The organism is Staphylococcus carnosus, from assembly GCF_900458435.1.
In the GTDB taxonomy this organism is placed as follows: domain Bacteria; phylum Bacillota; class Bacilli; order Staphylococcales; family Staphylococcaceae; genus Staphylococcus; species Staphylococcus carnosus.
This window is the reverse complement of record NZ_UHCT01000001.1, coordinates 726,693-751,846: the sequence shown is the minus strand read 5'-3', so window position 1 is coordinate 751,846 and position 25,154 is coordinate 726,693. Positions and strand designations below refer to the sequence as shown.

Sequence of the window (25,154 nt, the reverse complement as noted above, 5' to 3'; positions counted from 1 at the left end):
GAACACGTTTACTGCTATCTATGCATTTCATCCAAAAAGATTAACTTTAAATTTATTAGCTATTCCATAGAGCAGGTGGTTTTTTATGACAAACATTTTATATAAGTTAGAATCTAAATACCCTTCTCTCACTAAAAGCGAGAAGAAAATAGCAGACTATATTTTGCGACGTCCGCAACAAATTGTCGATATGACAACACACACACTTGCTGACCGGACAAGTACGAGCCCATCTTCTGTCGTGCGATTCGGATATAAAATCACAGATGGCGGTTTTCAAGAATTGAAAACAGAAGTTTCAAAATATATGTCTGCCCGCACAAAACCACGTCAACTTGAATTACAATCTAATGAATCACTCGATACCATTAAACGCAAAATGTTGTCTCGAACTACCCAAACATTGTGCAAAGTATCTGATGCAGTAGATGAAAACGATATTGATAAAGTTTGTGCTAGATTAAAACAATCACGGACCGTCTTTATTTTTGGTTTTGGTGCTTCATACGTTGCTGCAAGAGATTTATTTCAAAAACTATCTCGTGTCGGCATCAATGTACACTGCATTGAAGGTGTGCATACACTAATCAACGTTATTGCTACACATGATGCAAGAGATTGTCTTTTTATCATTTCAAATAGCGGAGAACACAATGAATTAGAAGCCATTGCACGTGTTGCTTCTGACTATCATCTATTCTTAATATCACTCATGGGAAATAAAGAAAATCCTATCACAAATTACACTGATATTGATTTAATTTATGGTGAAACAGATGAAAGTGAAGTACGCATGGCAGCGACTACATCACTTACCGCACAATTATTTATGATTAATGTCCTTTATTACCGTTACCTTTCATTGGACTTTTCAAATTCCTTAGATTTAGTCACGCAGTCTAAAATGGCCTTAAATAATTACAAAAAACATTTATCTAATATTGAATTTGAGCATTAAAAAAAGAGTTGAGGCAAATGTCTCAACTCTTTTCTTATTTATAACTTATTTTAAATGCTGATCTTCATCCGGCAATCTATCATAGCCTCTGACAAAGTAGAATGCTGTCATAAATGCTAAGAAAATTAAACCAATGACTACTGATACAACAGTTTCTTTATTAAATAACATACCTACTAATACTAATAATAAGAAGGCAATTGTTAAATAACTTGCCGCAACACCGCCCGGCATTGTGAAAGGATGTCCTTCAACTTCTTCAGGGTGCAATCTGCGGAAGCGGATATGACTGATTAAAATCATAAACCAAGGAATCATACCTGGTAAAATAGATGCACTGTATACATATACGAAAATGCTGTCAGCACCTTTGATAAACATTGGTAAAACAATATTTAAGATAACACCAACAAAGATACCGATTCCCATTGCTAATACAGGATAAACTGGAACACCATTTTTCATGACTTTCAAGAAAATTTTCGGTAATTGTTTATGCTGCGCTAATGTATAAATCATACGACTTGCACTGAAGATACCTGAGTTACAACCTGACATTGCAGCAGTTAATACTACAAAGTTGATTAAACCAGCTGCAAATGTAATACCTACTTTTGCGAAAGTTTGTGTAAATGGACTACCGATATTGCCTAACTCATCCCAAGGATATACTGTTACAATTACAAAAATTGCACCAATATAGAAAATCAAAATACGCCAGATAACACCATTTACTGCTTTTTTAATGTTCTTTTGAGGATCTTTTGTTTCCCCTGCTGTAATACCTATCAGTTCTACCCCTTGGTATGAACCAACAACAATAGATAATGCAAAGAAGAATCCAACCCAGCCGTTTGGCATAAATCCGCCATGAGACCATAAGTTTGAAAGTCCGATTGCATGTCCGCCGTTACCTAATCCGAAGAAGATCAGACCGAAACCTGCAATAATCATTAAAATAATCGTTACAATTTTAATCATTGCGAACCAGAATTCAAATTCACCAAATGCCTTAACTGATACTAAGTTCGCCCCTGCTAGTAACACAATTACAATAACTCCAGGAATCCATTCTGGTAATGTCGGGAACCAATATCTCATATATTCTCCGACTGCGATAACTTCACTCATACCTACAACAACCCATTGGAATATATTACTCCAAGCTGTTAAATAACCCGCAACTGGATGAATATAATCACTTGCGAAGTTTGCAAATGACCCTGTTGTCGGATGTAAATAAACCATTTCTCCCATAGCACGCATAACTAAAAATAAAAATAAACCTACGATCAGATAAGCAAAAATGACTGACGGACCTGTCCATTTAATTGTACTTGTCGCACCCATAAATAAACCAACACCGATTGTACCGCCCAGTGCAATCATTTGTATCTGTCTAGAACTTAATCCTCGTTGCAATTGAGTTTCTTCCATTAGAAAATTCCCCTTCTCTTTTACAAAATTTCCAGGCGCAGCTCGTTTCTTCGATATTTAAGCATCTAATTCTCTTACTTGTTTCGCAATACTTAATCCGGTACCCCTTTTTCTGTCTGAAGATTGCGACAAATTACTCACTAATTTTCTTACCATATCGAAAGTAGCTTCTATGCCTAATGAGCTTAATTATACTATAAATTTCTATGATGAAAACATAAAAATTACACTTTTATGTATGCGCTTTCATTTTTTTATTTACAATCATGTTGCGCCATAGTCACCATAGGAATTCATGTAATTTGCACTCATAAAAATATTAGTCCTTATCAACTTAAAGATAATTCCAACACCCAATATGGATATTTTATTATTTTCATGTCTTTTTATAAGAGTTTCATATTATTTGAATATTATAGCACGTCTTTTGTTTAACTGGCAATCTGCCTTTTTGAATTTTCAGTATAATAGTTTGTTATCACTCTTTTATTATTCTTTTCTTTTTAATTATATTTACTAAATTGCTCGGAATTTAAACACACTTCTGATACGTTATTTCGTATGCTTTAGCAAAATATCTAGAGATTTAATGTTCTCTATTCACGAAAAAGACATATTCTGAAAAAAATTTAAAAACTTATTTGTGAAAGTATTCACAAAACTATATTCACGCCTTATACTAAATCTTGTATTTTACAATGTTAGGAGAAAGCAAGATGAATGAAAAGAATATTCGTTGGGATAAAGTATTTTATGGACGACAGTGGGTTAATGATGTCGTTGCTACAATTCGTACGAAAGATGTACTGCAAGCTACATTTATGCGTCGCTATTTACTTCGTGCGATGATGGCTGGTTTTATTATTAGTATTATTTCAGTCTTCGTACTCGCAATCAAAGCAAGTTTAATTGATCATACCACTGCTGGAATCGTCAATATTGTCGGTGCGATTGCCTTCAGTTTTGCGTTAGTATTGATTTTATTTACAAACTCTGAGCTTTTAACCAGCAACTTTATGTATTTTACTGTTGGAATGTATTATCGCGTCATTAAACCTTGGCGGGTATTCAAAATCTTTATGCTATGTTTCTTAGGTAATATATTAGGTGCATTAGCCTTCTTCTTAATATTACGTATGAGCGATAGTATGACACCTGACATGATGAAACAACTTTCTGAAGTTATCCATCATAAAACGATGACAGCAAGCTTTTTAGAACTACTGGCTAAAGGCATTTTCGCCAACTTCTTCATTAATATTTCTTTAGTTATTGCAATGCAGATTGATGATATTTTAGCGAAAATGTTCGTCATGATGTTCGGGGTAGCAGTATTCGCATTTATGGGATATGAACACGTTGTTTACAATGCATGTCTATTTATCGGCGGTATTGTTTATAATGTTGATGTTCTGCATTTCTGGCCGGCAGTGATCAATATTATCGCTGCTTTTATTGGTAACTATATCGGTGGCGGTCTTATCATTGGTCTGTTTTATGCTTTCTTAAATGACCATCATCAATTTGAAAAAGAATGATTAATACAGTTCCTTTCTATTGATATGTTATAATTTGACTATTCAATATGAAAGGAGACGTCAGTAGTGTCTAAACAACTTGTCTCTCGCGCTATTTTATATACATTTATTTTTGGAGCATTATTCTTTTTCTTGAATCGTATGGGAAGTCATGCACCAATGATGCACACATTATTGCTATCCATTGGCGCAGCACTTGTCTTCGGGATTTGTTATATTGCTATGTTTAGTGCGTTGACTTCTCCTGCTAGAAAAATAAAATTTGGTATTGTCCTTCCTATTACAGTTATTCTTGGTATCGTTATCGGACAGTTAACTGGACATATGAAAATCGGAGTAGGCGCCGGAGTGATTATTGGTATTATCATTGCCTTTCTCTGGGACTTGTTATCAACAATTAGAAATGGAGATTCTGAATGAAAATAATACTCATTATACTCATAATCGTTCTATTAATTGCAAATCTCATACCGAATTATATAATGTATAAGCGCTTAAAAGAAAATGGCGAAGCAACATCACGCCGTGCTTTAATGATAGGTATAGATGCAATATTACTTTTATTAGTCGTAGTAGGATTATATTTTGCAACAAAATAACAACACAAAAGGCTTGCTTATGCTGATAATATCAACAAAAGCAAGCCTTTTTCTTTATAATTTTCCTTTTAAAACTAAGATATAACATAGATATGCAGTAATGAGATAAATCGTTGAGCCTATCATAAATGCACGAAAACGGACATTCATCGGTATTTTCTTATTAAATATTGGTCCTAAGACTAAATTACCAATCGCAATAATGATAGGACCTGCAAGAAAAAATAAAATAATCATGGTCTCACCTGCTTAATTAAAAAATTCAGTATCTATTTGATCAGCAGTCATATTCTTACCCACTAATTGCAATGCATCAAAATTCATTAACTCTGTCATAGCATTCGTATTAACTATAACACCAAGCCCGGCTGTTTCAGCTGCGGTTGCGCCATTCACAGAATCTTCAATAGCTAAGCAGCTAACAGGATTTAAATTTAATTCTTGCACAGCTTTTAAATATAAGTCCGGTGCTGGTTTTACCTCATCTACATCTTCTCTTCCTACAATCACTGACATTCGTTCAGGTAAATCCAAGGCTTCTAAAGTAGGTTGTATATTAGAACGACTGCTGCTTGTAGCTATTGCCATTGGAACGCTTTTCTTTTCTAACAGATTCATCAACTTGCGTATATTTTCTATCATAGGCAAATGGGCACTTTGGGTATGATGATCATCATACAATGCTTCTGTCTCTTTTTCACCAATTTCATTTTCCAAATATGTATGCAACTCAGAAGCAGCACCACCGATAGATGCACGATAATAGTCAATAGAAATAGGCGTTTTTCCATGCATTTCTAAATGCTTATTTATCGTCTCGAATAGATGTTGTTCTGTATCAATAATTGTCCCATCAAAATCAAATACAACTGCTCTATATTTCATCTGTGATTAATCCTCCAATAATGATTTAGCTTCATCTTATCATATATCATTTCTATTAAGTTCATTAAGTCTCTTACATTTCCAGTATAGATTCATCCAAAAGTCCTAGTGAAATTTAAATTAAAGAGTGGTAAAATTTAAATGAATTTGAAACAGCACGTATTAATATTACCTCTTTTGAAATCAAATCCATCTTACATCTCCTGGAGGAATCGTCTATGTTTTTAGATAAATATGACACATTTATTATTAATATCGGAAACTTATCGACATGGCTAAAACGCAGACACCTACTCAACGAATGCAAACAACTTCAAAGCAGCCACGCTGTTCAAGCAGAATTTATGAAAGTTAAACAACAGCTTGTATTGAAAGTTCATATTCCTAAATGCAACTTGCCTTATTTTATCAGTTTCCTTAGTTTCCATAATTATCCTATTTATCAAGTCTTACCATTATCTCAAAAAGAATTTATTTTCCAAACTGAAGCAAATATTGAAGCAATGATGCATTTCAAACTTAAAATCGATGGCTTGCAAGATGTATTCATTAAAGACAAGATTATTGATATTATGCAGTACTTGACACATCAAGAAGATATTAATTATATTTTGACACAACAATATATTGATATTTCTTGCACACCACGTGTCATCGCTAAATTAATTCATACTTTAGCGACTAAAAATATTGATGTCTTGTGCGTGAACTATCGCCCAAGAGTCGCTCAATATAAACACAGCACAATTTCATAGCAGTGATTTTTTAGAACGTTTCTTATCATGAAATGTTCTTTTTTTATTTGTATATACCAAAGACGATGAAAACTTCTATATTTTCCATCGTCTTTTTATTTTAACTTTATTCTCTTCAAGATCTTTTCAATCTATATCTTTAAAACATCTACATATTCAGGTGTTTTAAAGAATATATTTTTCGCAATGAGCATGCAGAAAGCGACCATTTTTCATTACGGAAGTCGTTCTTTTCCATTGTATTGAATTAGAATCCAGTTAGTGATGTTTTTGTTATAATTTATAATTAACAAAAATGTATGTTGAAAGGATATATGTATGAAGAAAGTTTATCTATTTTTAATCTATTATCTAATGGGACTTGCTATATATAATGGTATTATTTTTGTCCTTGACGGACAGTTTGAACTTAGTAAATCTTTCTTATTACCATTAATAGCCGTATCTTTAGTGTTACTTTCTAATGAAAATAAAAAAAAGAAATAATAATAATGCAGAAACTGTATTTATATATTTCTATTTCTGTAAAAATCTATCAACTATATATTTTTTATGGAAGCGTTGTCTTTTTGTAAATTTAATATTAAGATAATATTAATGTTTTGTAAAAGGAGGCACTTCTATGTTTAATTTTTTAAAGCCCCCTTCTCCCCGGAAACCTTTGCCGAGTGATGAAGTGGACAATACATATAAAAAATTAAGATTACAAGTATTTTTAGGAATTTTTATCGGTTATGCAGGCTATTATTTACTGCGCAAAAACTTTTCATTAGCAATGCCAGATCTCATTGATCAAGGGTTTAGTAAAGGGCAATTAGGTATTGCATTATCTGCTGTTTCCATTGCTTATGGCTTCAGTAAGTTTGTAATGGGAATGGTCAGTGACAGGAGTAACGCGCGTGTGTTCTTAAGTCTCGGCTTAATTTTAACTGTCATCATCAATTTACTTCTTGGCTTTGTACCATTCTTTACGTCCGGCATACTGATTATGTTCATCATGCTCTTTTTAAATGGATGGTTCCAAGGTATGGGTTGGCCGCCATCTGGACGTGTCTTAGTACACTGGTACAGTGTTAGTGAACGTGGCAGTAAAACTGCTTTATGGAATGTCGCACATAATGTCGGCGGCGGTTTGATGGCACCAATAGCAACTTGGGGCATTTCGATGACTGCACTTTATAATTTCGGTTATTTAAAGGGTTTTGAAGGTGCATTTATCTACCCCGCTGTATTCGCAATTATTATCGCAATTATTTCATTCTTCTTAGTCAGAGATACACCGCAATCTCAAGGTTTACCTCCAATTGAGGTATATCGTGATGATTATCCGAACGCATCAAAAGAAACAATGGAAACAGAGTTGACGACAAAAGAAATACTTTTCAAATATGTCTTAAATAATAAATGGGTATGGGCAATAGCTTTTGCAAATATCTTTGTTTACTTTGTACGATACGGCGTTTTAGATTGGGCACCTGTTTATTTAAGTGAAGAAAAACATTTTGACATGAAAGAATCAGGATGGGCTTACTTCCTTTATGAATGGGCAGGTATTCCTGGTACATTACTGTGCGGATGGCTTTCAGATAAGCTATTCAAAGGACGACGCGGTCCTGCAGGATTCTTCTTTATGTTAGGTGTTACGATTTTCGTCCTTATCTATTGGTTGAATCCAGCTGGTAATCCTTGGATTGATAATCTTTCTTTAGTAGCTATCGGTTTCTTAATCTATGGTCCTGTTATGCTGATTGGATTACAGGCACTTGATTACGTACCGAAAAAAGCAGCTGGTACGGCTGCTGGCTTAACTGGTTTATTCGGTTACTTATTTGGTGCAGTGATGGCAAATATTGTACTTGGATTTGTGGTTGATCAATTCGGTTGGAATGTAGGTTTTATTTTATTAACGATTGTAAGTTTACTTGCAATGTTCAGCTTTATTTTAACTTGGAATAAACGTGGTCAAGAAACAGTATAATACATGAAAAGAAGCGGTACGTCTTCACATTAAAAGTGACGTACCGCTTCTTTTTCGTTTAAAATTCTTCTTGTTCTTTCTGCATCTCTGTCAAAATATCTTGTAATTTCACAAACATATTTTCAAATCCATGTGCAGTTGAATCATGATATTCTTTCTTTTGCTGCTTGTATTCCAATGTCGTCCAGCGTCGTTCTTTCGGAACAACAGCAGTATATTGGAAATTCATTTGTGTGATATCAGAACCTGGTTCACGTTCAAAGATTTCAACTTCAATCGTGTCTTCTTTATCACTTAGTTCAGGCATTCCGATCGTCATCACAATACGATTGGGTGCTTCTAATTCTTGATAAACACCTGTAATTTTATTCGTTTTGCCATTTCGTTCATCAACGATTTCATAACGTCGACCTTCTTCTGGAATCAAGTCTATAGATTTGTTTGAGCGATTAGATGTCATAAACCAACGTCTCATAACATCTGCATCTGTCCATGCTTGATAAATTAATTCAGGATTGATACGCATTAATCGTTCCAAAGAAATGACTACCACATCATTTTCTATGTTATATCTTGCCACTCTGTCGTCACCTACTTTCACACTCAACATTATTTTAACGCATTTCTAATACATAAGCCAAAGTAATCAATTTGAAAAGCCTTATGAAATGCACGGTTTTACACTAATATTGCAACAAGATTACTTTAACATTTTTCTTGTGTGAAAGTAAAAATTAACTACGCCGCTTTTTTATCTTTCTTTTTGTTCAATCTTGGTAAATTGAAAATTATTGCTACTAAGCCGCTCACACCAAGTATAATTGGATATATCGAATAAGGCATCAGCATAAATGGTGAAATACCTGCAACACCAGCCGCTGCAATCACTTGTGGACTATAAGGCAATAAACCTTGGAAGCAACTGCCGAAGATATCTAAAATGCTTGCTGACTTTCTAGGATCAATGTCATATTCATCTGCGATATTTTTAGCTAATGGACCTGCCATTAAAATCGAGATTGTATTATTAGCAGTAGAAATATCTGCTGCACTGACTAAACTGGCAATTCCTATTTCAGCACCTCGGCGAGATTTCACCCGGCTTCTAACAAAATTCAACAGCCATGTGATACCGCCATAATGTTGAATCAATCCAATTAAACCGCCAATCATTAATGCGATAATCGCGATGTCTTCCATACCGATCATACCTTCAGAAGCAGCTTTTAAGAATTTAATCCAATTAAATGAGCCATCTAACAATCCGATAATACCTGAAAGTACTGTACCACCAATCAATACAATAATTACATTGATACCAATGAGTGCCAAAATCAATACTAATAAGTATGGAATTACTTTTACAAGATCAAAATCATAATTTTTTGAACTATTAATGGTTGCACTGTGCGTCAAGACACCTAAAATAATCATAGATATAATCGCACCTGGCAAAACAATACGAAAGTTCACTTTAAACTTATCGCTCATACGAGTATTTTGCGTACGTACAGCAGCAATTGTTGTATCAGAAATCATGGACAAATTATCCCCGAACATTGCACCGCCTACTACAGTAGCCATTGCAAGCGCAGATGGAATATCAGTAGCCTGACTAATTCCAAATCCTACAGGTGCAATTGCAGCAACTGTACCTACAGATGTTCCCATAGAAATAGACACAAACATACAAATGACGAACAAACCAATAATCAGCAAGTTGCCTGGAATGAGTGATAAACCAAGGTTAACCGTTGATTTCACTCCGCCCATATCCTCAGTTACCTTAGAAAAGGCACCTGCTAACACGAAGATGAGGACCATTAAAATGATATTTGAATGTCCTGCTCCCTTTGTAAAAACTTCAACTTTATCTGCAAATTTTTGTTTGCGATTCATCAGTAATGCCACAATTACAGCGATGGTAATCGCGATATTCAACGGCATTTTAGTAAAATCACCTGTAATAATGCCGACTCCTAAAAATAGACCGACAAATACAATCAAAGGAATCAGTGCCCAAGCATTACCTTTCTTTTTCTCTTCAGCCATGTTTTCTTCTACACCTCTCATTTGATAAATAAAAAGTCCTTTTTTCTCGGCTAAGAAAAAAGGACAAATATTTAATATCTTATCTCTTAGCAATTATCGCTATGGGATTTGGCACACGCATTCCATGTTGCCGAGGCTTCAAAGTGCCCTTCACTCCACCTCTCTTGATAAGCAATATTTATTTTTAAATTTTGAATCTTTTTAAACTTATCACGCAAACTGTTTTACGTCAATCGTCAAAAGTTTAACTATTTATTAATAGATTATTCAGTTGGGCGTTGAATCACAAACTCTTTCCCTAATTCCACGTAATCATTACCTGCTAAACGACCCACAGGCTGTAATGCTTTAACATCAATCTTGAATGGATCCATATAGACATCGTCATCAATATGATATTGAACTACTCGGCCGATAATTAAATCATTCCCTGATTCATCATCTCCTAATTCAATAAGACGATCTAACTTACATTCAAAACGGATACTTGCACCTTCTATCGCTGGAACATCTACTATACTAGAAGGAATTGTTTTAAAATCTGTATGCTCTAATTCATTTTCTCCTGGCGCTAGCGGTGCTGCTGTTTCATTAATACCTTCAATCATAGAGAGTTGAGAAATGTGTACAACAAACTCACCCATTGTTTCAATATTTACTGATGTATCTTTACGTTTACCATTAAGACGTCCTGTAGAAATCATAATCATCGGCGGATTACTGCTGACCACGTTAAAGAAACTAAATGGTGCTGCATTGATATTGCCTTCTTTATCTTGCGATGTAACAAATGCAATAGGACGCGGCAACACACTTCCGCTCAATAACTTATAATTATCTCTTTGAGTTAATTCATTCGGATCAAACTGTTTCATACTTGCACCTCATTCGATTTATATTAATGACTTTATCTTAGAAAAAACGATACAGAATTACCAACAAACTGTTTGTACTTCAAAACTTAATAAAGAATCATAATTTTGACTGAAATCATAAACCCCCGACTCATGTCGAGGGTTGTATATCTCAAATATTAACTTTTAATATATTTTTTCTTAGTTGATTTGTTTACCGCCTGTTACACCATACACTTGGCCAGTTGTATAACTTGATTCTCCAGAAGCTAAGAGTACATAAGTGCTGGCCAATTCAACAGGTTGTCCAGAACGACCCATCAATGAATGTTGACCGAATTCTGGTATTTTATCTTGAGGCTGTCCGCCAGAAATTTGCAATGGTGACCAGAACGGACCTGGTGCAACTGAATTAACACGAATGCCGCGTTCGATTAATTCTTTCGCAAGACTTTTAGTTAATGAGACAATTGCTGCTTTTGTTGCTGCATAGTCATGCAGTAATGGATTCGGGTCATAGCCTTGAATAGATGTCGTTGTTGTAATTGTAGCGCCTGGTTGTAAATATTCTAAAGCCTTTTGTACTGTCCAGAAAATAGGATAAACATTTGTTTCAAATGTGTTTGTAAAGTCTTCAGTTTTAAAATCTTCAAATTTTTCATGATATTGCTGATATCCTGCAACTAGAGTGACATTGTCTAATCCGCCTAGTCGATCATTTGCATATTCTACAAGTTCATAGTTAAAGTCTTCATCTGTAATATCACCTGGCAATAAGAAAACTGTGCCGCCTTTATCTTCAATGACACGTTTCACATCTTGTGCGTCATCTTCTTCTTTCGGGTGGTAATTAATAACGACTGATGCGCCCTCTCTTGCATACGCAATCGCAACAGCGCGTCCAATTGCTGAGTCGCCGCCTGTTACTAACATTTTTAATCCTTCTAAACGACCATGTCCGATATAAGATTCCTCACCGCAATCTGGTTTAGGGTCCATGTCTTTTTGAAGACCCGGCCAAGGTTGTTCTTGTTTTGGAAAATCTTTATCCGAAAATTTTTTACGTGGATCTTGAAGTGCCATTCCTATCACTCCTATTTTGGTTTGATAGTTTTCTTATACCCTGCACATTAAAATCCATTCATGCTTACATTAAAATAATTTTTGAATTAATCCTACAAGGTAGTCAGGCGCTTTTTCTAAAATACGTTCATCAGGATTATATTTAGGATGATGTAAATCATATTCACTTTCAGAACCTATAAAAGCAAAGACACCAGGTACCGTATCACTCATTGCCGAAAAATCTTCACCAATTGTTTTAGGTTCTTTCAGATGTTCCACATTAAAACCTGTATCTTTTGCTGCTTCAATCGCTTTTTGTGTCAACACTTCATCATTGATGACAGCGTTCGGCAAATGAATATACTCTAATTCAATCTCAGCATTAAATGCGCTCGCAAGCCCATCACATATATCTTGCATACGTTTTTCTGTTTTCTCTCTCGTTTCTGCATTAAAAGTGCGTACTGTTCCTTGTATGTAAGCTTGGTCAGGAATGACATTCCATGTATTGCCTGCTGAAACTTCTCCGATAGTTACAACGGCTGAATCAAATGCTGAAATATTTCGACTGACAATGGATTGGATACTTGTCATCAGTTGACCTAATATAATCATTGGATCATTGCTTTCTTCTGGTTTAGCCGCATGTCCTCCTTTACCTTGAATACGAATCGCAAAACGGTCTACGGCTGAGGTCATTGCGCCAGGTTTAATCGCAAATTCACCGATTTTTAATGTAGGATCATTATGGAATCCAGTCACTACTTTTACATCTTCCAGTACTCCTGCTTCTACCATTTGCTGCGCGCCGCTTCCGACTTCTTCAGCTGCTTGGAATAAAATACGCACACGTCCTGGCAAAGTTGCTTCTTGTGCTTTTAATTTCATTGTTGCTGCTAAGATGGTTGCCATGTGAATATCATGCCCGCACGCATGCATCACGCCTTCAGTAGTTGATTGAATGTCGAGATGCGTTTGCTCTGTTATCGGTAATGCATCAATGTCTGTGCGTAAAGCCACGATTGTGTCGCCTTGGCCTACTTCGGCTACGAGACCTGTTTGAAGCGGATAATCCACTATTTTAATATCATTGTCTTCTAAAATATGACGAATACGTTTTGTAGTTTCAAACTCTTTATATGACACTTCTGGATAACGATGAAATGTTCGTCTCCATTCTTTAACTTGATTGATGTCTGTCATCTTTACCCCATCCTTTTTTGAAAAATTTAACTATGAAATAGATTATTGAACCTGAAACAACCCCAAATGCTAAATTATTAGTAGTCAAAGTGACAATCATTGTGATTAAAATTGTTGCTGTATTTTGAACAGGCGCTTTTTTGATTGCCATCCAAGTTCTTCTATCAAACGTATTAAAAGCGATTGATATTAAAACCGTAGCTAACACTACCATCGGAATCAGGGAAATCACAGGTCCTAATACATAGATAGTAAGCAATAAGAAAAATGCAGTGACTAAGGTTGAAAATCGTGCTGTAGCCCCTATTTTGACATTAAATTTAGATTGTCCTACTAATGCACTGCCGCCAAAACCACCAAATAATCCAGAAGCAAAGTTAGCTAATCCTTGTGCCATCGATTCTTGATTTTCATTACTACTTACATTCGTTAAAACATCTAACGCTTTAGCAGTTAATAGTGATTGCAGTGTCCCAACTGTCGCCATTGTCACCCCATAACCAAGAATAACTAATAGCGCATGTGTATTAGAAAATAATGGCAGAACCTCCCATTGCAGTTTCGGAATTACCACATGGATATCTGCTAAATCATGCACATATTTCAAATGAGGATGAATCAAATGTGCAATTATGGTCAAAATAACAATCGAAATAAGTGGTGCGGGTATAAACTTAATCCACCGTGGCACAAGCCAAATAATTAAAAACGACAGTACCGCAAAAATATAAGTTGCCGTTGAAATACCGAATATGCTCGGCAGTTGAGAAGACATTAAAAGTAGTGCCAACGCATTCATAAAACCAATAACCACTGCTATAGGAATACGATCAATCAGCCAATCCACTTTAAATATTCCAAATAATATTTGTAAAATCCCCATTACCATACTGGCTGCAATTAAATACATCGGACCATGACTGGCTACAAGCGGTGCTGCTACTAAAGCTATACCGCTGCTCGGACCAGTAATCATTAGTGTCCGCCCTGCTGTCAAACTGAGTACTATCATCATAATCCCCATACTCAATAAACCGATAGACGGATTCATACCGACTATAAATGAATAAGCAATCGCACCAGGCAATGCTGAAAGAGCAATTAAAATACCGGCAAACACATTATCTTTAATATTTCCTTGCCACTCTTCTGCATAACGTTCAACTCTCACGACTGCTCTCCCCTTCTCTTTCTGTATTCCTATATCTTAACATAGTTGTCAGAATATTTTAGAGAACAAAACTTAAAAACCACAACAAAAAAAGAGCTGCAATACTTGTAATTTCAAGTACCGCAGCTCTCGTTAAATTTACTTAATCATTAAGCTTTGCTTTTTTCTGATTCAGTATTGACTTTGATTGTATTATCAATAAATAATTCTCCATCTTTATAAACATTTTCAGCATGGTTGATACCATAATGATAAAGAATATATTCATAGTTTGGTGCATCCCAAATAACAAAGTTTGCATCGTCGCCAGTTTCTAACGTACCTGCATCTGCATCAATTGCTTTTGCAGCGTTCACTGTAACTGCATTCCAAACTTCATTTGGAGATAATTTCAATTTCAAGTTGGCAATTGTCATTACCAATTGAAGATTGTTCGTCACGTTACTGCCTGGGTTGAAGTCTGATGCAATTGCAACCGCACCGTTATTATCAATCATACCACGTGCATCTGCATAACCTTCTTTATCAAGGTAGAACGTTGTACCTGGTAATAACACAGCAACTGTATTACTATCATGCAACGCTTTTTTATCTTCTTCGCTTGAAGCAACCAAGTGATCTGCAGAAATCGCTTCTTCATCGATTGCTAAGCCTAATCCGCCTAATGGATCAATTTCGTCAGCGTGAATTTTCACATCAAAGCCTAAATCTTTTGCTGCTTGCATATATTTTCTAGACTCTTCTACTGAAAATACTCCAGTTTCACAGAAGATATCTGCGAAATCAGCATATTCTTTTACCTCTGGAAGCAAGTCAATCATTTCTTGCAAGAATGCTTCGCTAGATTCTGCTTCTTCAGGCACTGCATGAGGTCCTAAGAATGTGTGTTTCATCGTAATACCATATTTATCTTCAAGTTCATGTGAAACTTTTAATTGTTTCAATTCGTTTTCTTTATCTAAACCATAGCCGCTTTTACTTTCTACAGTTAATACACCATAAGACATGATTTCACGTAATGCTTTGTCTGTTTTCTTGAACAATTCTTCTTCAGTAGCTTCACGTGTTGATTTTACTGTAGAAAGAATGCCGCCGCCTTGTTCTAAAATTTCCAAGTAAGAAGCGCCTTGGCGTTTTAATGCCATTTCATGCTCTCTTGAACCGCCGAATACTAAATGCGTGTGCGCATCTACTAATGTTGGTGAAACAACTTTACCTGTTGCATCAATTGTTTCTTTACCTTCATATTCGTCTGAATGCGGACCAGCATAAACAACTTTGCCGTTATCTACAACAACTGTGCCATCTTCTACCACATTCAATTGATCAAGTTCTTTACCTTTTAACGGTTTATCCGTTTTTTTCGGTAAAATTAATTGTGCAATATTTTGGATTACTAAATCATTACTCATTAGAATCTTGCTCCTTTAACATTGGAATATCGACACCTTTTTCTTTCGCTGTTTCAATCGCAATTTCGTATCCTGCGTCAGCGTGTCTTACTACACCCATACCCGGATCTGTCGTTAATACACGTTTCAATCGTTCTTTTGCGCGGTCTGAACCATCGGCAACAATAACCATACCAGCATGTAATGAATAACCCATACCAACACCGCCGCCATGGTGGAATGAAATCCAAGAACCGCCTGCCGCTGTATTAATTAAAGCATTTAAAATTGCCCAGTCACCTACTGCATCTGAACCATCTTTCATAGATTCAGTTTCACGGTTTGGTGAAGCCACTGAACCTGAATCCAAGTGGTCACGTCCGATAACGATAGGTGCTGAAATTTCACCATTACGTACAAGTTCATTCAATTTCAAGCCCATTTTTGCACGGTCGCCATAACCTAACCAAGCAATACGAGATGGTAAACCTTGGAAAGCAATTTTTTCACTTGCCATATCTAACCAACGCAATAATTTTTCATCTTCTGGGAAAAGTTCACGCATTGCTTGGTCAGCACGTTCGATATCTTTAGGATCCCCACTTAATGCTGCGAAACGGAAAGGTCCTTTACCTTCACAGAATAATGGACGAATATATGCTGGAACGAATCCTGGGAAGTCAAATGCATGTTCTTCTCCTTCATCAAAAGCAACTTGACGAATATTGTTACCATAGTCAAATGCTACAGCACCGCGTTTTTGGAATTCTAACATTTCAGACACATGTTTTCTCATTGATTGAGAAGATAATCTCACATATTGTTCTGGATTTTCTTCACGTAATTTATCCGCTTCTTCTAAAGATAAACCTTCTGGAACATAACCATTTAACGGGTCATGTGCTGAAGTTTGGTCAGTAATGATATCAATCGGGAAGTCGCGTTTTAAAATTTCTTCATAAACTTCCGGCGCATTACCCACTAAACCGATTGCTAGAGGTTTACCTGCTTCTTTTGCTTCTTGTGCTTTTTCTAATGCTTCATCTAAAGAATAAGTGATGATGTCACAATAACGCGTATCAATACGTTTTTCAATACGTGTAGGATCCACATCTACACCGATAACAACACCTTCATTCATTGTTACTGCTAGTGGTTGTGCGCCGCCCATACCGCCTAATCCTGCAGTCAATGTAATGGTACCTTTTAATGAACCGCCGAAGTGTTGATTTGCTAATTCTGCAAATGTTTCATAAGTACCTTGAACAATACCTTGAGAACCGATATAAATCCAGCTTCCTGCAGTCATTTGACCGTACATCATCAAGCCTTTTTTATCTAATTCATGGAAATGATCCCAATTTGCCCATTTAGGTACTAACACAGAGTTTGAAAGTAACACACGAGGTGCTTCTTTATGTGTTTTGAAAACAGCAACAGGTTTACCAGATTGTACCAACATTGTTTCATCATCTTCTAAACGACGTAATGTATCGACAATTGCATCAAATGCTTCCCAGTTTCTAGCTGCTTTACCAATACCGCCATAAACCACTAATTTATCAGGATGTTCTGCAACTTCTGGATCCAAGTTGTTATACAACATTCGTAGAACCGCTTCTTGTTCCCATCCTTTACATTCGATTTCTAAACCTTTTTTTGCTTTAATTTGTCTGCCGTTTGCAGTTGCATCTTTAGTCATAATCAATCTCTCCTTTGTTTCATTCATTTTCTAAAAAATTAATAACGCAAATGGAATTGCAATTAATAGTGTTAAAGCTACACGGATAAACCAGATAAACACTAATTTCCATACTGGAATTTTAATATCCGTTGCTAAAATACAAGGTACTAATGCTGAGAAGAAAATAATTGCAGAAATACTTGTAATAGCTGTCACAAATTTCACAGCCATTGTTGCTTTAACTGCAATTAATGATGGTAAGAACATTTCAATAATCGAAATTGCTGAAGCTTTCGCCAACAATGCTTTATCACCAATCGGGAAGATATAGATAAACGGATAGAAAATGTAACTCAACCAATCAATAATCGGTGTGAAGTTTGCTAAAAGCAATCCAGCAAAACCGATAGACAAAATAGATGGTAAAATCGCCATTGTCATTTCAAGTCCATCTTTCACGTTCAACCAAATATTTTTCAACAATGGAAGTGAATCATAAGATTGACGTTTCGCTTCGTCGCATGCTGCTTTAAAACGACTGCCAGTCACTTCAACTTCCTTCTCACCTTCTTGACCTTCATAGTATTCTTCAGACTCACCGCGAATCGGCGGTAAATGAGCTGAAATAGCAGTGACTGCAAAAGTAATCACTAATGTACTCCAGAAGAATAAATTCCAGTGTTCCATTAAACCTAATGTATTGGCTACGATAACCATGAAAGTTGCCGACACTGTTGAGAATCCTGTCGCAATGATAACTGCTTCTTTTTTGTTATACATCCCATCTTTATATACACGGTTGGTAATCAACAATCCTAATGAATAACTTCCAACGAAAGAAGCTACCGCATCAACTGCTGATTTCCCTGGTGTTTTAAAAAGCGGTCGCATAACCGGCTGCATCAAAACGCCGATATATTCAAGTAATCCGTATCCTACTAATAATGAAAGTGCAACAGCACCTACCGGAATTAAAATACTTAACGGTAACATTAATTTATCGAATAAGAACGGACCATAATCTTGATTGAAAAGTAATGCTGGACCAATCTTAAATACGTACATAATACCAATGACTGCACCAAGCACTTTAAAAAGGACAATGACAAAATCAGTCAATGATTTTTTAAAATCCTGCCTGACAACAGGCAACCCTGCTCCAGCTATAATCAAAAGCAATGCGACATAAGGCATGGCCGGACCAAGTAATTGTCTGATCCATAAATGGACATGATCGACAATAATGGTATTCGTACCGCCAATTGTCACTGGAACGAAGAAACATAGAATTCCAATAAAGCTGAATGCGTAAAACCGCCACATTTTTACCCCTTTTTCACTTTGGGCAGGTTTTGAACTCGATTGAAGTTCCATCTCTTCAGATAGTAAGTTTGCTTCAGTTTTCATACTTGACACCCCTTTGTTTTACAAGTACGTGAAAGCTCTGATTATGATTGAACCTAGTTGACTTAAGCTCCATAACATACTATTCACTGAATCTCTTATATAGTTGTCGATGTGCTGCAAGCATTTGAAAGTACACTTTCGACCCCTTTTGTACTTTTGCTTGCTTTCGAAAAATCTTGTGTTTGATTTCTCCTAGGAAAAGATAGCAAGCGGATATCATCTTAAGAAAGTTCAACAACATAAGATTGACGCCAACATCGTCTCAATTTGCCATTTCAATAAGAGAAAAGAACTTCATCTTATTTCTTGAATTTTCCAAAAATTCAGTTTGAATCGATTGATGTATCCCTTGCCTCACAACATAAGTATAATATGCTAAAATATAAGCATCAAATATAAATAAACTAATTATTCATAGTTTAAAACTATAAACAGGCTTAAAACCTTTGATAAAAGCGATTCAAGTCGATTACAAATTGTAAATATAGCACATGTTTTTTCAAATTACTTTATAATTTAAAGGGGAACTTTATATTTCTTGATTTTAAAAAATGAAAGGAGTGTTCAGATTATGAAAATCATACAACTAGAATATTTTTTGGCTGTAGTTCGTTATAACAGCTTTACAAAAGCAGCTCAATTTTTACATATCAGCCAACCTTCATTAACAACTTCTATTAAAAAAATGGAGGCGGATTTAGGCTATCCTTTATTTATTCGAACTACAAAAGAGTTAAAAATTACTGAAAAAGGTATTCAGTTTTATAAATATGCGCAATCTCTTGTAGAAACTTATCATAAAACATTAGATCGTATGTATGATTTGAATATTTCAGATGCACCGCGAATAAAATTTTCTATTTTAGAATCCACAAGTTCCTGGATAGCGATGGTCATACAGCAACACCATCATGAGTATGAAACACAACGTTATCAGATTGTAGAGCAGCATAGTATGGAAACTATCATTTCAAGTTTGTTGAATTTTGATGTTCATTTTGCATTGTCTAATGAAAAAATAGAGCGTGACAGCATCGTTTCGGTTCCTTTATATGATGAGCCGTATGTTTTGATTACTCCTAAAGGTGCGATTCAAGAAACGGAACAAAAAGCAGATGATTTACAGCATCTTCCGCTCATATTACCGAATCGTCAATATCAAGTCAGAAAACACCTGGATGAGTACTTCAAACATTTAAATATCCATCCTAATATTGTGCTGGAAACTGATCGTTTTGAAGCTGCTACAACATTCGTCCATCGCGGATTAGGTTATACGATTATACCGCGCTTTTATTATCAATCCTTTTCTGCCAACCATTTAAATGCTGTTAAAATCAAACCGTCGATTGAACGTACTATTTATATTAATTATTTAGAGCAGAGAAAATTATCTGAACCGGCCAATACCTTAATTGATGAGTGTATCGCATATTGGAAATTCCAATAAAAAATAACGGACAGCTATGATGTATTGCACCTGAAAGTCTGACTTTGTGGTTGCAGTACATGAAATGCTGTCCGTTATGTTTGTTGTTATGCTATTAATGTATAAAGTTATGCAAGAACAACGCTACTAATTTTGCTGTGCGATTGTCCATATCATATAATGGGTTTGTTTCAGCCACACTGATAGAAACTAATTTCGGATGCCCCACAATACGACGGGATAATTCTAAAATGATATGCGGTGTCAAGCCGTTTACCGCTGGTGCACTTACGCCTGGTGCAAACGCGCTGTCTACAACATCCATGCAAATTGTAAACATGATGACGTCATGGCGATTAATAAAATGATCGATTTTATCTTTGATAGTTGGTGAAATTTCATGCAAGATTTCATCTGCTGTTACGTATTCTATACCGCGTTCTTCAGCATAATCGAATAAACTTTTTGTGTTGCTTGCTGATTGTATGCCTAACACAAAGTAATCTGCATTGTCATCGCCTTCAAGTATTTGTCTGAAACTTGTTCCAGAAGTAGAAGAATCTGCTTTACGTGTATCAAAATGCGCATCAATATTAATGACACCAATTGAAGAATCCGGATATGCTTTACGCATTGCTAAATATTGCGCATATGCAATATCATGTCCCCCGCCGACTAAAAATGAATAGTTATGATTTTGAAACATTTTAGCGGCTAACTCAGCATATTCTTCTTGTGTGTCAATTAAATGATCATGGTCGTGATAAACATTTCCATAATCATATACTGGACATGGTGTCAAAACAGATAGGTTGCCGAATGCTTTTCTGACTGCATCTGGTCCTTCTTGTGCTCCGACACGACCGTTGTTTAGTTCTACGCCTTTATCTACTGCATATCCTAAGATACCTGTGCCTGCTTTTTTGTCCACTTTCGTTTCGTTGATGTCCTTTAATTCAATTGTTTGGAAGTGTCTAAATTGCGACTCATCCGTTTCACTATCAATTCTTCCTTGCCATAAATCTGGGTTGGCTTGTTTGTACATTATCCATATCCTCCTTAAAATCGTCATCAGTTTAAGTATAAGTGCTTATATATCCGGTTTCAATTATTGGATATTATTTACACTTTGTAGGCTCATCTTTACCCTTCTCTGACAACAATCAAAACGCTTTCACACTAATAAGTCTGATACAACCTTTACAATGGTATTTCAATTCAGAGTCATTTTTTGACAAGTAATTTATTTCTGTATTATTCAGATGTATAATGCAATTAGGTGTTTTTTGTTTCCATACAATAAATTTATATAAAACAAAACCGCGATGAAGCGGTTTGACTATTAATTACAACAACAGATTGACTCTATAAATCAACAGTGCAAAGCAGCCGTAGAATATTGTATGGAATCACCCCGTATTTAATTGGAGGTTTCAAAAAAATGAACATGAAACGTATATCAGGTTTCCAATGGGCCATGACGATTTTTGTCTTCTTTGTACTTGCATTTGCCTTCCCATTGATTCTGAAAGATTTTCAGGCAGAGGTACCATTCAAACGCTTTGTTTTTGATATGAGTACACTTGCACCTTTTATTGCAGCAATTATTTGTATCATCGTATTTAAAAACAAACGTGCTCAAATAGCAAGCTTAAAACTTTCATTAAGCTTTAAAGTGATTGAACGATTATTATTGGCACTTATTCTGCCACTTATTATCTTTATTATTTGCATGTTTATCTTCAATAACTATGCAGATAGTTTTATCTTATTACAATCTAAAAACTTATCTGTTTCTGTTTGGACGATTTTAATCGGTCATTTATTTATGGCCTTTTTCGTAGAATTCGGATTCCGTTCTTATTTGCAAAATATTGTTGAAACAAAAATGAATACTTTTTTTGCTTCAATTATTGTTGGTGTTCTTTATGCAATATGGAATGTAAACACTACATATTCGACTGAATTCACACTCTACAACTTACTGTACAACTTTTCTTTCTCAATGATTATTGGGGAATTAATTCGTGCAACTAAAGGTCGTACGATTTATATTGCAGTTGTTTTCCATGCAGCTATGACTTTTGCTCTTGTCTTTTTCTTCAGCGAAGAAGTCGGCGATTTATTCTCAATGAAAGTCATTGCTTTAAGCACAGCAGCTGTTGCTGTAGTTTATATCATCTTGAGCTTGATTATTCGTGCTTGTCTTTATTACTTTACCAAAGACTCTTTAGAAGAAGTTGCCCCAGATAATTATCTGGAGTATCCAAAAGATCCTGAAGATGATGATATTAAAACTTCTCCTGCTGCTAAAGCACAAACTGAAGAAAAAGAAGTGCATGAAAAAACTTCTGCAGAAAAAGAAAGTACTGAAACTTCTGAAGAAGCAGAAGAACGTCCTACTTCTTCAGTTGTAAAAGACGTTAAAGATGAAATTAAACAATCAGAAGAAAATACAGAAGAAAACACTGAAACAAATAAACGTTCTCCGTTTTCAAATAATAATCACAGACGCTAACAAAAAGGCTGATGGATTCGTTGTATTATTACAGCGAACCTATCAGCCTTTCTTATATTATTCTTTATCTAGAATTTTAACGCCCTCTTTTGTGCCGACAATGACACGATCAGTAACATCAAGGAAATAACCTGTTTCTAACACACCTGTTAAATGAATTAAGTATTCATGCATTTCATAAGGATTTGTATGCGGTAGCAGTTCTACATCTAAAATATAATTACCGTTATCAGTAACAAATGGAATATCTTCAACGTTTCTGCGTGAAACAACCGCTTGTGTATCTTTTGTGATTTTTTTCGATACGAGCAACCAATTGAATTTGTCTACTTCTACTGGTAATTTAAATGTTTGTCCAAGGTAATCAACGAACTTAGTTTCATCAGCAATCACAACAAACCGTTCTGCCATATCATCAATGACTTTCTCACGGAATAATGCGCCGCCTCCGCCTTTAATTAAATTTAAATCAGAGTCGAACTCATCAGCACCGTCAATTGCGACATCGATATAATCTACATCATTCACATCAACGATTTTGATTCCGAGTTCCTTAGCAATTAATGCAGTTTTATTTGAAGTACACACACCTGTAATTTGAGTGCCGTCATTCAATAATGCTGCAATTTTAGGTAATAATAGTTCAATTGTACTGCCTGTGCCTATGCCTACAATCATACCATCCTTAATTTCTGTTACTGCATCATCAACAGTTTTTAATTTCAACTCTTTTATATCCATGCTGAATACTCCTTGTTTTCAATTTACATCAGTTTTTCAATGATTTGATACGTTGTTCTAGAATAATATGCTTGGTCTTTCTGTAAAATTGACGGTGCATCTTTCCCAAATAGGTTAATATCATTTGGTAAGTTTTGTGTTTCTAAGGTAAAACCTGAATGTGCTTTATAGATATTCATATCACTTTTCCAACTACTTGTGTCATTAAATGTGAATACGACCACATTCGGCATATCTGTCTTCATTTTCAAAAGGAATTGACTGTTTTCTACAATTAATTCATCTCCGATAGAAAACGGATGGTCTAAACCTTTATATGTTTCCATTTGTTCATTAAGTCTAGCATTTTCACTTTCAAACATCTCAGTCAAACGAATTTTATTTTTATTAAATAGATTTACTAAATCTAATGTTGCCGCTGCTTCTGGTAAATTCTGGTCATTGAGTAAATGAATATTTAACTTATCACTTGTAAAATAATGATTATCTACTTCTTTATTATCCCGATTTAAATTGAAATAGACATGATTTGTCGGATTGAATAATGTAGTTTGATCAGATTCAGCATAGTATTCAATAGACCATCGGTTATCGATATCATACGTATGTATAATCTTTAATTTAATATCTCCCGGATAATGATCGTCTGCCTCTTTAATGGTTGTCGTGAAAATAATTTGTATATATCCGCCATTTTCATCTTTGATTTCATAATCAAATAAATGACGGTCAATACCATTTGAGCCACCATGCAAGTGACTCGGCGGATCATTTTGCTCTAATTGATACGTTTGATTATCAAGTTCAAATTTGCCGTCTGCAATTCGACCGCCGTAACGGCCTACAGATGCGCCAAAATAAAAGGGGTTTTCTTGATAGAATTCATCCGCTTCTACTACATTTCCTAAGACAATATTGTTATCTTCATATTTCCAAGATACAATTCTTGCCCCATAATTCGTAAATACAATCTTTGCTTCATCATTATCAATTTTGATTAAATCGAGTCCGTTTCTTTGGTGCTCCACTCTTGTAAACATCATTTCAATACACCCTTTCCTAACTCACCGATTCAAAATCAGCTTCTGTCAGGCAGCAGCATGATTAAGACACCAATAATACAAACTATTGCGCCCAAAACATCGTATTTGTCTGGTGTCTGTTTATCAAATACGTATCCCCACAAAATACTCATCACAATAAATACTCCGCCGTAAGCGGCATAAACTCGGCTGAACGTCGGAAATACTTGAAACGTTGCGACAATGCCGTATGAAATTAAAAGGATGCCTCCCAGCAATCCGAAGAGCGGTGATTGCGATGCTCTCAACCATAGCCAAATAAGATAACCGCCGCCAATTTCACACAACCCTGCTAAAATAAATATTAAAATAGGATAAATCATTATTGTTTGCCACCTGTTTATTACTTTCCTCACTCTATATTTTAACAATAAGGCACACCTATGACTAGATACAATCTAGCAAAG

The 25,154-nt window shown here is 35.4% G+C and carries 25 protein-coding genes and 1 riboswitch; of the genes, 9 read left to right on the top strand and 16 right to left on the bottom strand.

Annotated features, from left to right (window positions below; translation table 11 throughout):
• Positions 1-85: 85 nt before the first annotated feature.
• Positions 86-958 (top strand): MurR/RpiR family transcriptional regulator, encoded by an 873-nt coding sequence (locus tag DYE31_RS03285; RefSeq protein WP_053464353.1) that lies wholly within the window; start codon positions 86-88, stop codon positions 956-958.
• Positions 959-1,003: 45 nt separating this feature from the next.
• On the opposite strand, the gene DYE31_RS03280 is transcribed toward DYE31_RS03285, so the two are convergent.
• Entirely contained in the window at positions 1,004-2,395 is a 1,392-nt protein-coding gene (locus tag DYE31_RS03280; RefSeq protein ID WP_015901053.1) for an amino acid permease, read from the bottom strand.
• 716 nt (positions 2,396-3,111) lie between these two features.
• Between DYE31_RS03280 and DYE31_RS03275 the strand changes: the two genes are divergently transcribed.
• The 3 genes from DYE31_RS03275 (at position 3,112) to DYE31_RS03265 (ending at position 4,532) form a co-directional block, all read left to right on the top strand.
• Complete coding sequence (locus tag DYE31_RS03275; RefSeq protein WP_015901055.1) at positions 3,112-3,933, top strand: formate/nitrite transporter family protein; 822 nt, start codon at positions 3,112-3,114, stop codon at positions 3,931-3,933.
• A gap of 66 nt (positions 3,934-3,999) precedes the next feature.
• The gene (locus tag DYE31_RS03270; protein ID WP_015901056.1) at positions 4,000-4,353 is read left to right on the top strand and encodes a hypothetical protein; all 354 of its coding nucleotides are present in this window, start codon (positions 4,000-4,002) and stop codon (positions 4,351-4,353) included.
• Positions 4,350-4,532 carry a hypothetical protein gene (locus DYE31_RS03265; RefSeq protein ID WP_015901057.1) on the top strand — a complete coding sequence of 61 codons (183 nt, stop codon included), beginning with the start codon at positions 4,350-4,352 and terminating at the stop codon, positions 4,530-4,532. The genes DYE31_RS03270 and DYE31_RS03265 overlap by 4 nt, the downstream gene beginning before the upstream one ends.
• 54 nt (positions 4,533-4,586) lie before the next feature.
• On the opposite strand, the gene DYE31_RS03260 is transcribed toward DYE31_RS03265, so the two are convergent.
• Together DYE31_RS03260 and DYE31_RS03255 are read right to left on the bottom strand one after the other, a co-directional pair.
• A complete protein-coding gene (locus tag DYE31_RS03260) occupies positions 4,587-4,769 on the bottom strand; it encodes a hypothetical protein (RefSeq protein WP_015901058.1) in 183 nt (60 codons plus the stop codon).
• Between the two features lie 12 nt (positions 4,770-4,781).
• Positions 4,782-5,417, bottom strand: coding sequence for an HAD family hydrolase (locus tag DYE31_RS03255; RefSeq protein ID WP_115314360.1), 636 nt, complete (start codon positions 5,415-5,417; stop codon positions 4,782-4,784).
• A gap of 218 nt (positions 5,418-5,635) precedes the next feature.
• On the opposite strand from DYE31_RS03255, the gene DYE31_RS03250 reads away from it, so the two are divergent.
• From DYE31_RS03250 to glpT, 3 genes are all read left to right on the top strand, one after another.
• Positions 5,636-6,172: a hypothetical protein gene (locus tag DYE31_RS03250; protein WP_015901060.1), complete on the top strand. Its 537-nt coding sequence runs from the start codon at positions 5,636-5,638 to the stop codon at positions 6,170-6,172.
• Between the two features lie 318 nt (positions 6,173-6,490).
• On the top strand, positions 6,491-6,658 hold the full coding sequence (locus DYE31_RS12670) for a hypothetical protein (RefSeq protein ID WP_156248362.1): 168 nt from the start codon (positions 6,491-6,493) through the stop codon (positions 6,656-6,658).
• Positions 6,659-6,794: 136 nt separating this feature from the next.
• The gene (glpT, locus tag DYE31_RS03245; protein WP_015901061.1) at positions 6,795-8,150 is read left to right on the top strand and encodes a glycerol-3-phosphate transporter; all 1,356 of its coding nucleotides are present in this window, start codon (positions 6,795-6,797) and stop codon (positions 8,148-8,150) included.
• Positions 8,151-8,208: 58 nt separating this feature from the next.
• Here glpT and DYE31_RS03240 read toward each other — a convergent pair whose 3' ends face one another.
• The 9 genes from DYE31_RS03240 to DYE31_RS03200 all read right to left on the bottom strand — a co-directional run bounded on the left by DYE31_RS03240 (position 8,209) and on the right by DYE31_RS03200 (position 18,944).
• On the bottom strand, positions 8,209-8,730 hold the full coding sequence (locus DYE31_RS03240) for an SRPBCC family protein (protein WP_015901062.1): 522 nt from the start codon (positions 8,728-8,730) through the stop codon (positions 8,209-8,211).
• 158 nt (positions 8,731-8,888) lie between these two features.
• Positions 8,889-10,202 carry a Na+/H+ antiporter NhaC family protein gene (locus tag DYE31_RS03235; RefSeq protein ID WP_041613014.1) on the bottom strand — a complete coding sequence of 438 codons (1,314 nt, stop codon included), beginning with the start codon at positions 10,200-10,202 and terminating at the stop codon, positions 8,889-8,891.
• Positions 10,203-10,278: 76 nt separating this feature from the next.
• A riboswitch (SAM riboswitch) is annotated at positions 10,279-10,376 on the bottom strand.
• Between the two features lie 89 nt (positions 10,377-10,465).
• Complete coding sequence (locus tag DYE31_RS03230) at positions 10,466-11,077, bottom strand: flavin reductase family protein (protein WP_015901064.1); 612 nt, start codon at positions 11,075-11,077, stop codon at positions 10,466-10,468.
• Between the two features lie 180 nt (positions 11,078-11,257).
• A complete protein-coding gene (locus DYE31_RS03225; RefSeq protein ID WP_015901065.1) occupies positions 11,258-12,139 on the bottom strand; it encodes an SDR family oxidoreductase in 882 nt (293 codons plus the stop codon).
• 69 nt (positions 12,140-12,208) lie between these two features.
• A complete protein-coding gene (locus DYE31_RS03220) occupies positions 12,209-13,324 on the bottom strand; it encodes an amidohydrolase (RefSeq protein ID WP_015901066.1) in 1,116 nt (371 codons plus the stop codon).
• The gene (locus DYE31_RS03215) at positions 13,302-14,495 is read right to left on the bottom strand and encodes a SulP family inorganic anion transporter (RefSeq protein ID WP_015901067.1); all 1,194 of its coding nucleotides are present in this window, start codon (positions 14,493-14,495) and stop codon (positions 13,302-13,304) included. The genes DYE31_RS03220 and DYE31_RS03215 overlap by 23 nt, the downstream gene beginning before the upstream one ends.
• Before the next feature lie 149 nt (positions 14,496-14,644).
• Positions 14,645-15,907: an imidazolonepropionase gene (gene hutI, locus DYE31_RS03210; protein WP_015901068.1), complete on the bottom strand. Its 1,263-nt coding sequence runs from the start codon at positions 15,905-15,907 to the stop codon at positions 14,645-14,647.
• Positions 15,900-17,588, bottom strand: coding sequence for a urocanate hydratase (gene hutU, locus DYE31_RS03205; protein WP_015901069.1), 1,689 nt, complete (start codon positions 17,586-17,588; stop codon positions 15,900-15,902). Before hutU ends, hutI begins: the two co-directional genes overlap by 8 nt.
• 30 nt (positions 17,589-17,618) lie before the next feature.
• Positions 17,619-18,944, bottom strand: a complete 1,326-nt coding sequence (locus tag DYE31_RS03200; protein ID WP_231839074.1) for a YjiH family protein — start codon at positions 18,942-18,944, stop codon at positions 17,619-17,621.
• Positions 18,945-19,548: 604 nt separating this feature from the next.
• Between DYE31_RS03200 and DYE31_RS03195 the strand changes: the two genes are divergently transcribed.
• A complete protein-coding gene (locus tag DYE31_RS03195) occupies positions 19,549-20,427 on the top strand; it encodes a LysR family transcriptional regulator (RefSeq protein WP_015901071.1) in 879 nt (292 codons plus the stop codon).
• Between the two features lie 94 nt (positions 20,428-20,521).
• Here DYE31_RS03195 and hutG read toward each other — a convergent pair whose 3' ends face one another.
• Complete coding sequence (hutG, locus tag DYE31_RS03190) at positions 20,522-21,451, bottom strand: formimidoylglutamase (protein ID WP_015901072.1); 930 nt, start codon at positions 21,449-21,451, stop codon at positions 20,522-20,524.
• Positions 21,452-21,847: 396 nt separating this feature from the next.
• On the opposite strand from hutG, the gene sdpC reads away from it, so the two are divergent.
• Complete coding sequence (sdpC, locus tag DYE31_RS03185; protein WP_015901073.1) at positions 21,848-22,924, top strand: peptidoglycan release complex CPBP-like subunit SdpC; 1,077 nt, start codon at positions 21,848-21,850, stop codon at positions 22,922-22,924.
• 57 nt (positions 22,925-22,981) lie between these two features.
• Here sdpC and DYE31_RS03180 read toward each other — a convergent pair whose 3' ends face one another.
• Genes DYE31_RS03180 through DYE31_RS03170 form a run of 3 tightly spaced genes read right to left on the bottom strand, consistent with a single transcriptional unit; the run spans position 22,982 to position 25,070 of the window.
• The gene (locus tag DYE31_RS03180; RefSeq protein ID WP_015901074.1) at positions 22,982-23,665 is read right to left on the bottom strand and encodes a ribose 5-phosphate isomerase A; all 684 of its coding nucleotides are present in this window, start codon (positions 23,663-23,665) and stop codon (positions 22,982-22,984) included.
• Positions 23,666-23,688: 23 nt separating this feature from the next.
• On the bottom strand, positions 23,689-24,705 hold the full coding sequence (locus tag DYE31_RS03175; protein WP_041613130.1) for an aldose epimerase family protein: 1,017 nt from the start codon (positions 24,703-24,705) through the stop codon (positions 23,689-23,691).
• Between the two features lie 38 nt (positions 24,706-24,743).
• Entirely contained in the window at positions 24,744-25,070 is a 327-nt protein-coding gene (locus DYE31_RS03170) for a YnfA family protein (RefSeq protein WP_015901076.1), read from the bottom strand.
• Between the last annotated feature and the right edge of the window lie 84 nt (positions 25,071-25,154).

What these genes read in the sequence shown, in the direction of transcription:
- DYE31_RS03225 (WP_015901065.1), bottom strand. Translation starts at nt 12,139, where the DNA reads ATGGCACTTCAAGATCCACGTAAAAAATTTTCGGATAAAGATTTTCCA.
- DYE31_RS03180 (WP_015901074.1), bottom strand. Translation starts at nt 23,665, where the DNA reads ATGGATATAAAAGAGTTGAAATTAAAAACTGTTGATGATGCAGTAACA.
- DYE31_RS03195 (WP_015901071.1), top strand. Translation starts at nt 19,549, where the DNA reads ATGAAAATCATACAACTAGAATATTTTTTGGCTGTAGTTCGTTATAAC.
- DYE31_RS03250 (WP_015901060.1), top strand. Translation starts at nt 5,636, where the DNA reads ATGTTTTTAGATAAATATGACACATTTATTATTAATATCGGAAACTTA.
- DYE31_RS03220 (WP_015901066.1), bottom strand. Translation starts at nt 13,324, where the DNA reads ATGACAGACATCAATCAAGTTAAAGAATGGAGACGAACATTTCATCGT.
- DYE31_RS03280 (WP_015901053.1), bottom strand. Translation starts at nt 2,395, where the DNA reads ATGGAAGAAACTCAATTGCAACGAGGATTAAGTTCTAGACAGATACAA.
- DYE31_RS03170 (WP_015901076.1), bottom strand. Translation starts at nt 25,070, where the DNA reads ATGATTTATCCTATTTTAATATTTATTTTAGCAGGGTTGTGTGAAATT.
- hutU (WP_015901069.1), bottom strand. Translation starts at nt 17,588, where the DNA reads ATGACTAAAGATGCAACTGCAAACGGCAGACAAATTAAAGCAAAAAAA.
- DYE31_RS03255 (WP_115314360.1), bottom strand. Translation starts at nt 5,417, where the DNA reads ATGAAATATAGAGCAGTTGTATTTGATTTTGATGGGACAATTATTGAT.
- DYE31_RS03230 (WP_015901064.1), bottom strand. Translation starts at nt 11,077, where the DNA reads ATGAAACAGTTTGATCCGAATGAATTAACTCAAAGAGATAATTATAAG.
- DYE31_RS12670 (WP_156248362.1), top strand. Translation starts at nt 6,491, where the DNA reads ATGAAGAAAGTTTATCTATTTTTAATCTATTATCTAATGGGACTTGCT.
- hutG (WP_015901072.1), bottom strand. Translation starts at nt 21,451, where the DNA reads ATGTACAAACAAGCCAACCCAGATTTATGGCAAGGAAGAATTGATAGT.
- DYE31_RS03235 (WP_041613014.1), bottom strand. Translation starts at nt 10,202, where the DNA reads ATGGCTGAAGAGAAAAAGAAAGGTAATGCTTGGGCACTGATTCCTTTG.
- DYE31_RS03260 (WP_015901058.1), bottom strand. Translation starts at nt 4,769, where the DNA reads ATGATTATTTTATTTTTTCTTGCAGGTCCTATCATTATTGCGATTGGT.
- DYE31_RS03275 (WP_015901055.1), top strand. Translation starts at nt 3,112, where the DNA reads ATGAATGAAAAGAATATTCGTTGGGATAAAGTATTTTATGGACGACAG.
- hutI (WP_015901068.1), bottom strand. Translation starts at nt 15,907, where the DNA reads ATGAGTAATGATTTAGTAATCCAAAATATTGCACAATTAATTTTACCG.
- DYE31_RS03265 (WP_015901057.1), top strand. Translation starts at nt 4,350, where the DNA reads ATGAAAATAATACTCATTATACTCATAATCGTTCTATTAATTGCAAAT.
- DYE31_RS03200 (WP_231839074.1), bottom strand. Translation starts at nt 18,944, where the DNA reads ATGGAACTTCAATCGAGTTCAAAACCTGCCCAAAGTGAAAAAGGGGTA.
- DYE31_RS03175 (WP_041613130.1), bottom strand. Translation starts at nt 24,705, where the DNA reads ATGTTTACAAGAGTGGAGCACCAAAGAAACGGACTCGATTTAATCAAA.
- DYE31_RS03285 (WP_053464353.1), top strand. Translation starts at nt 86, where the DNA reads ATGACAAACATTTTATATAAGTTAGAATCTAAATACCCTTCTCTCACT.
- glpT (WP_015901061.1), top strand. Translation starts at nt 6,795, where the DNA reads ATGTTTAATTTTTTAAAGCCCCCTTCTCCCCGGAAACCTTTGCCGAGT.
- sdpC (WP_015901073.1), top strand. Translation starts at nt 21,848, where the DNA reads ATGAACATGAAACGTATATCAGGTTTCCAATGGGCCATGACGATTTTT.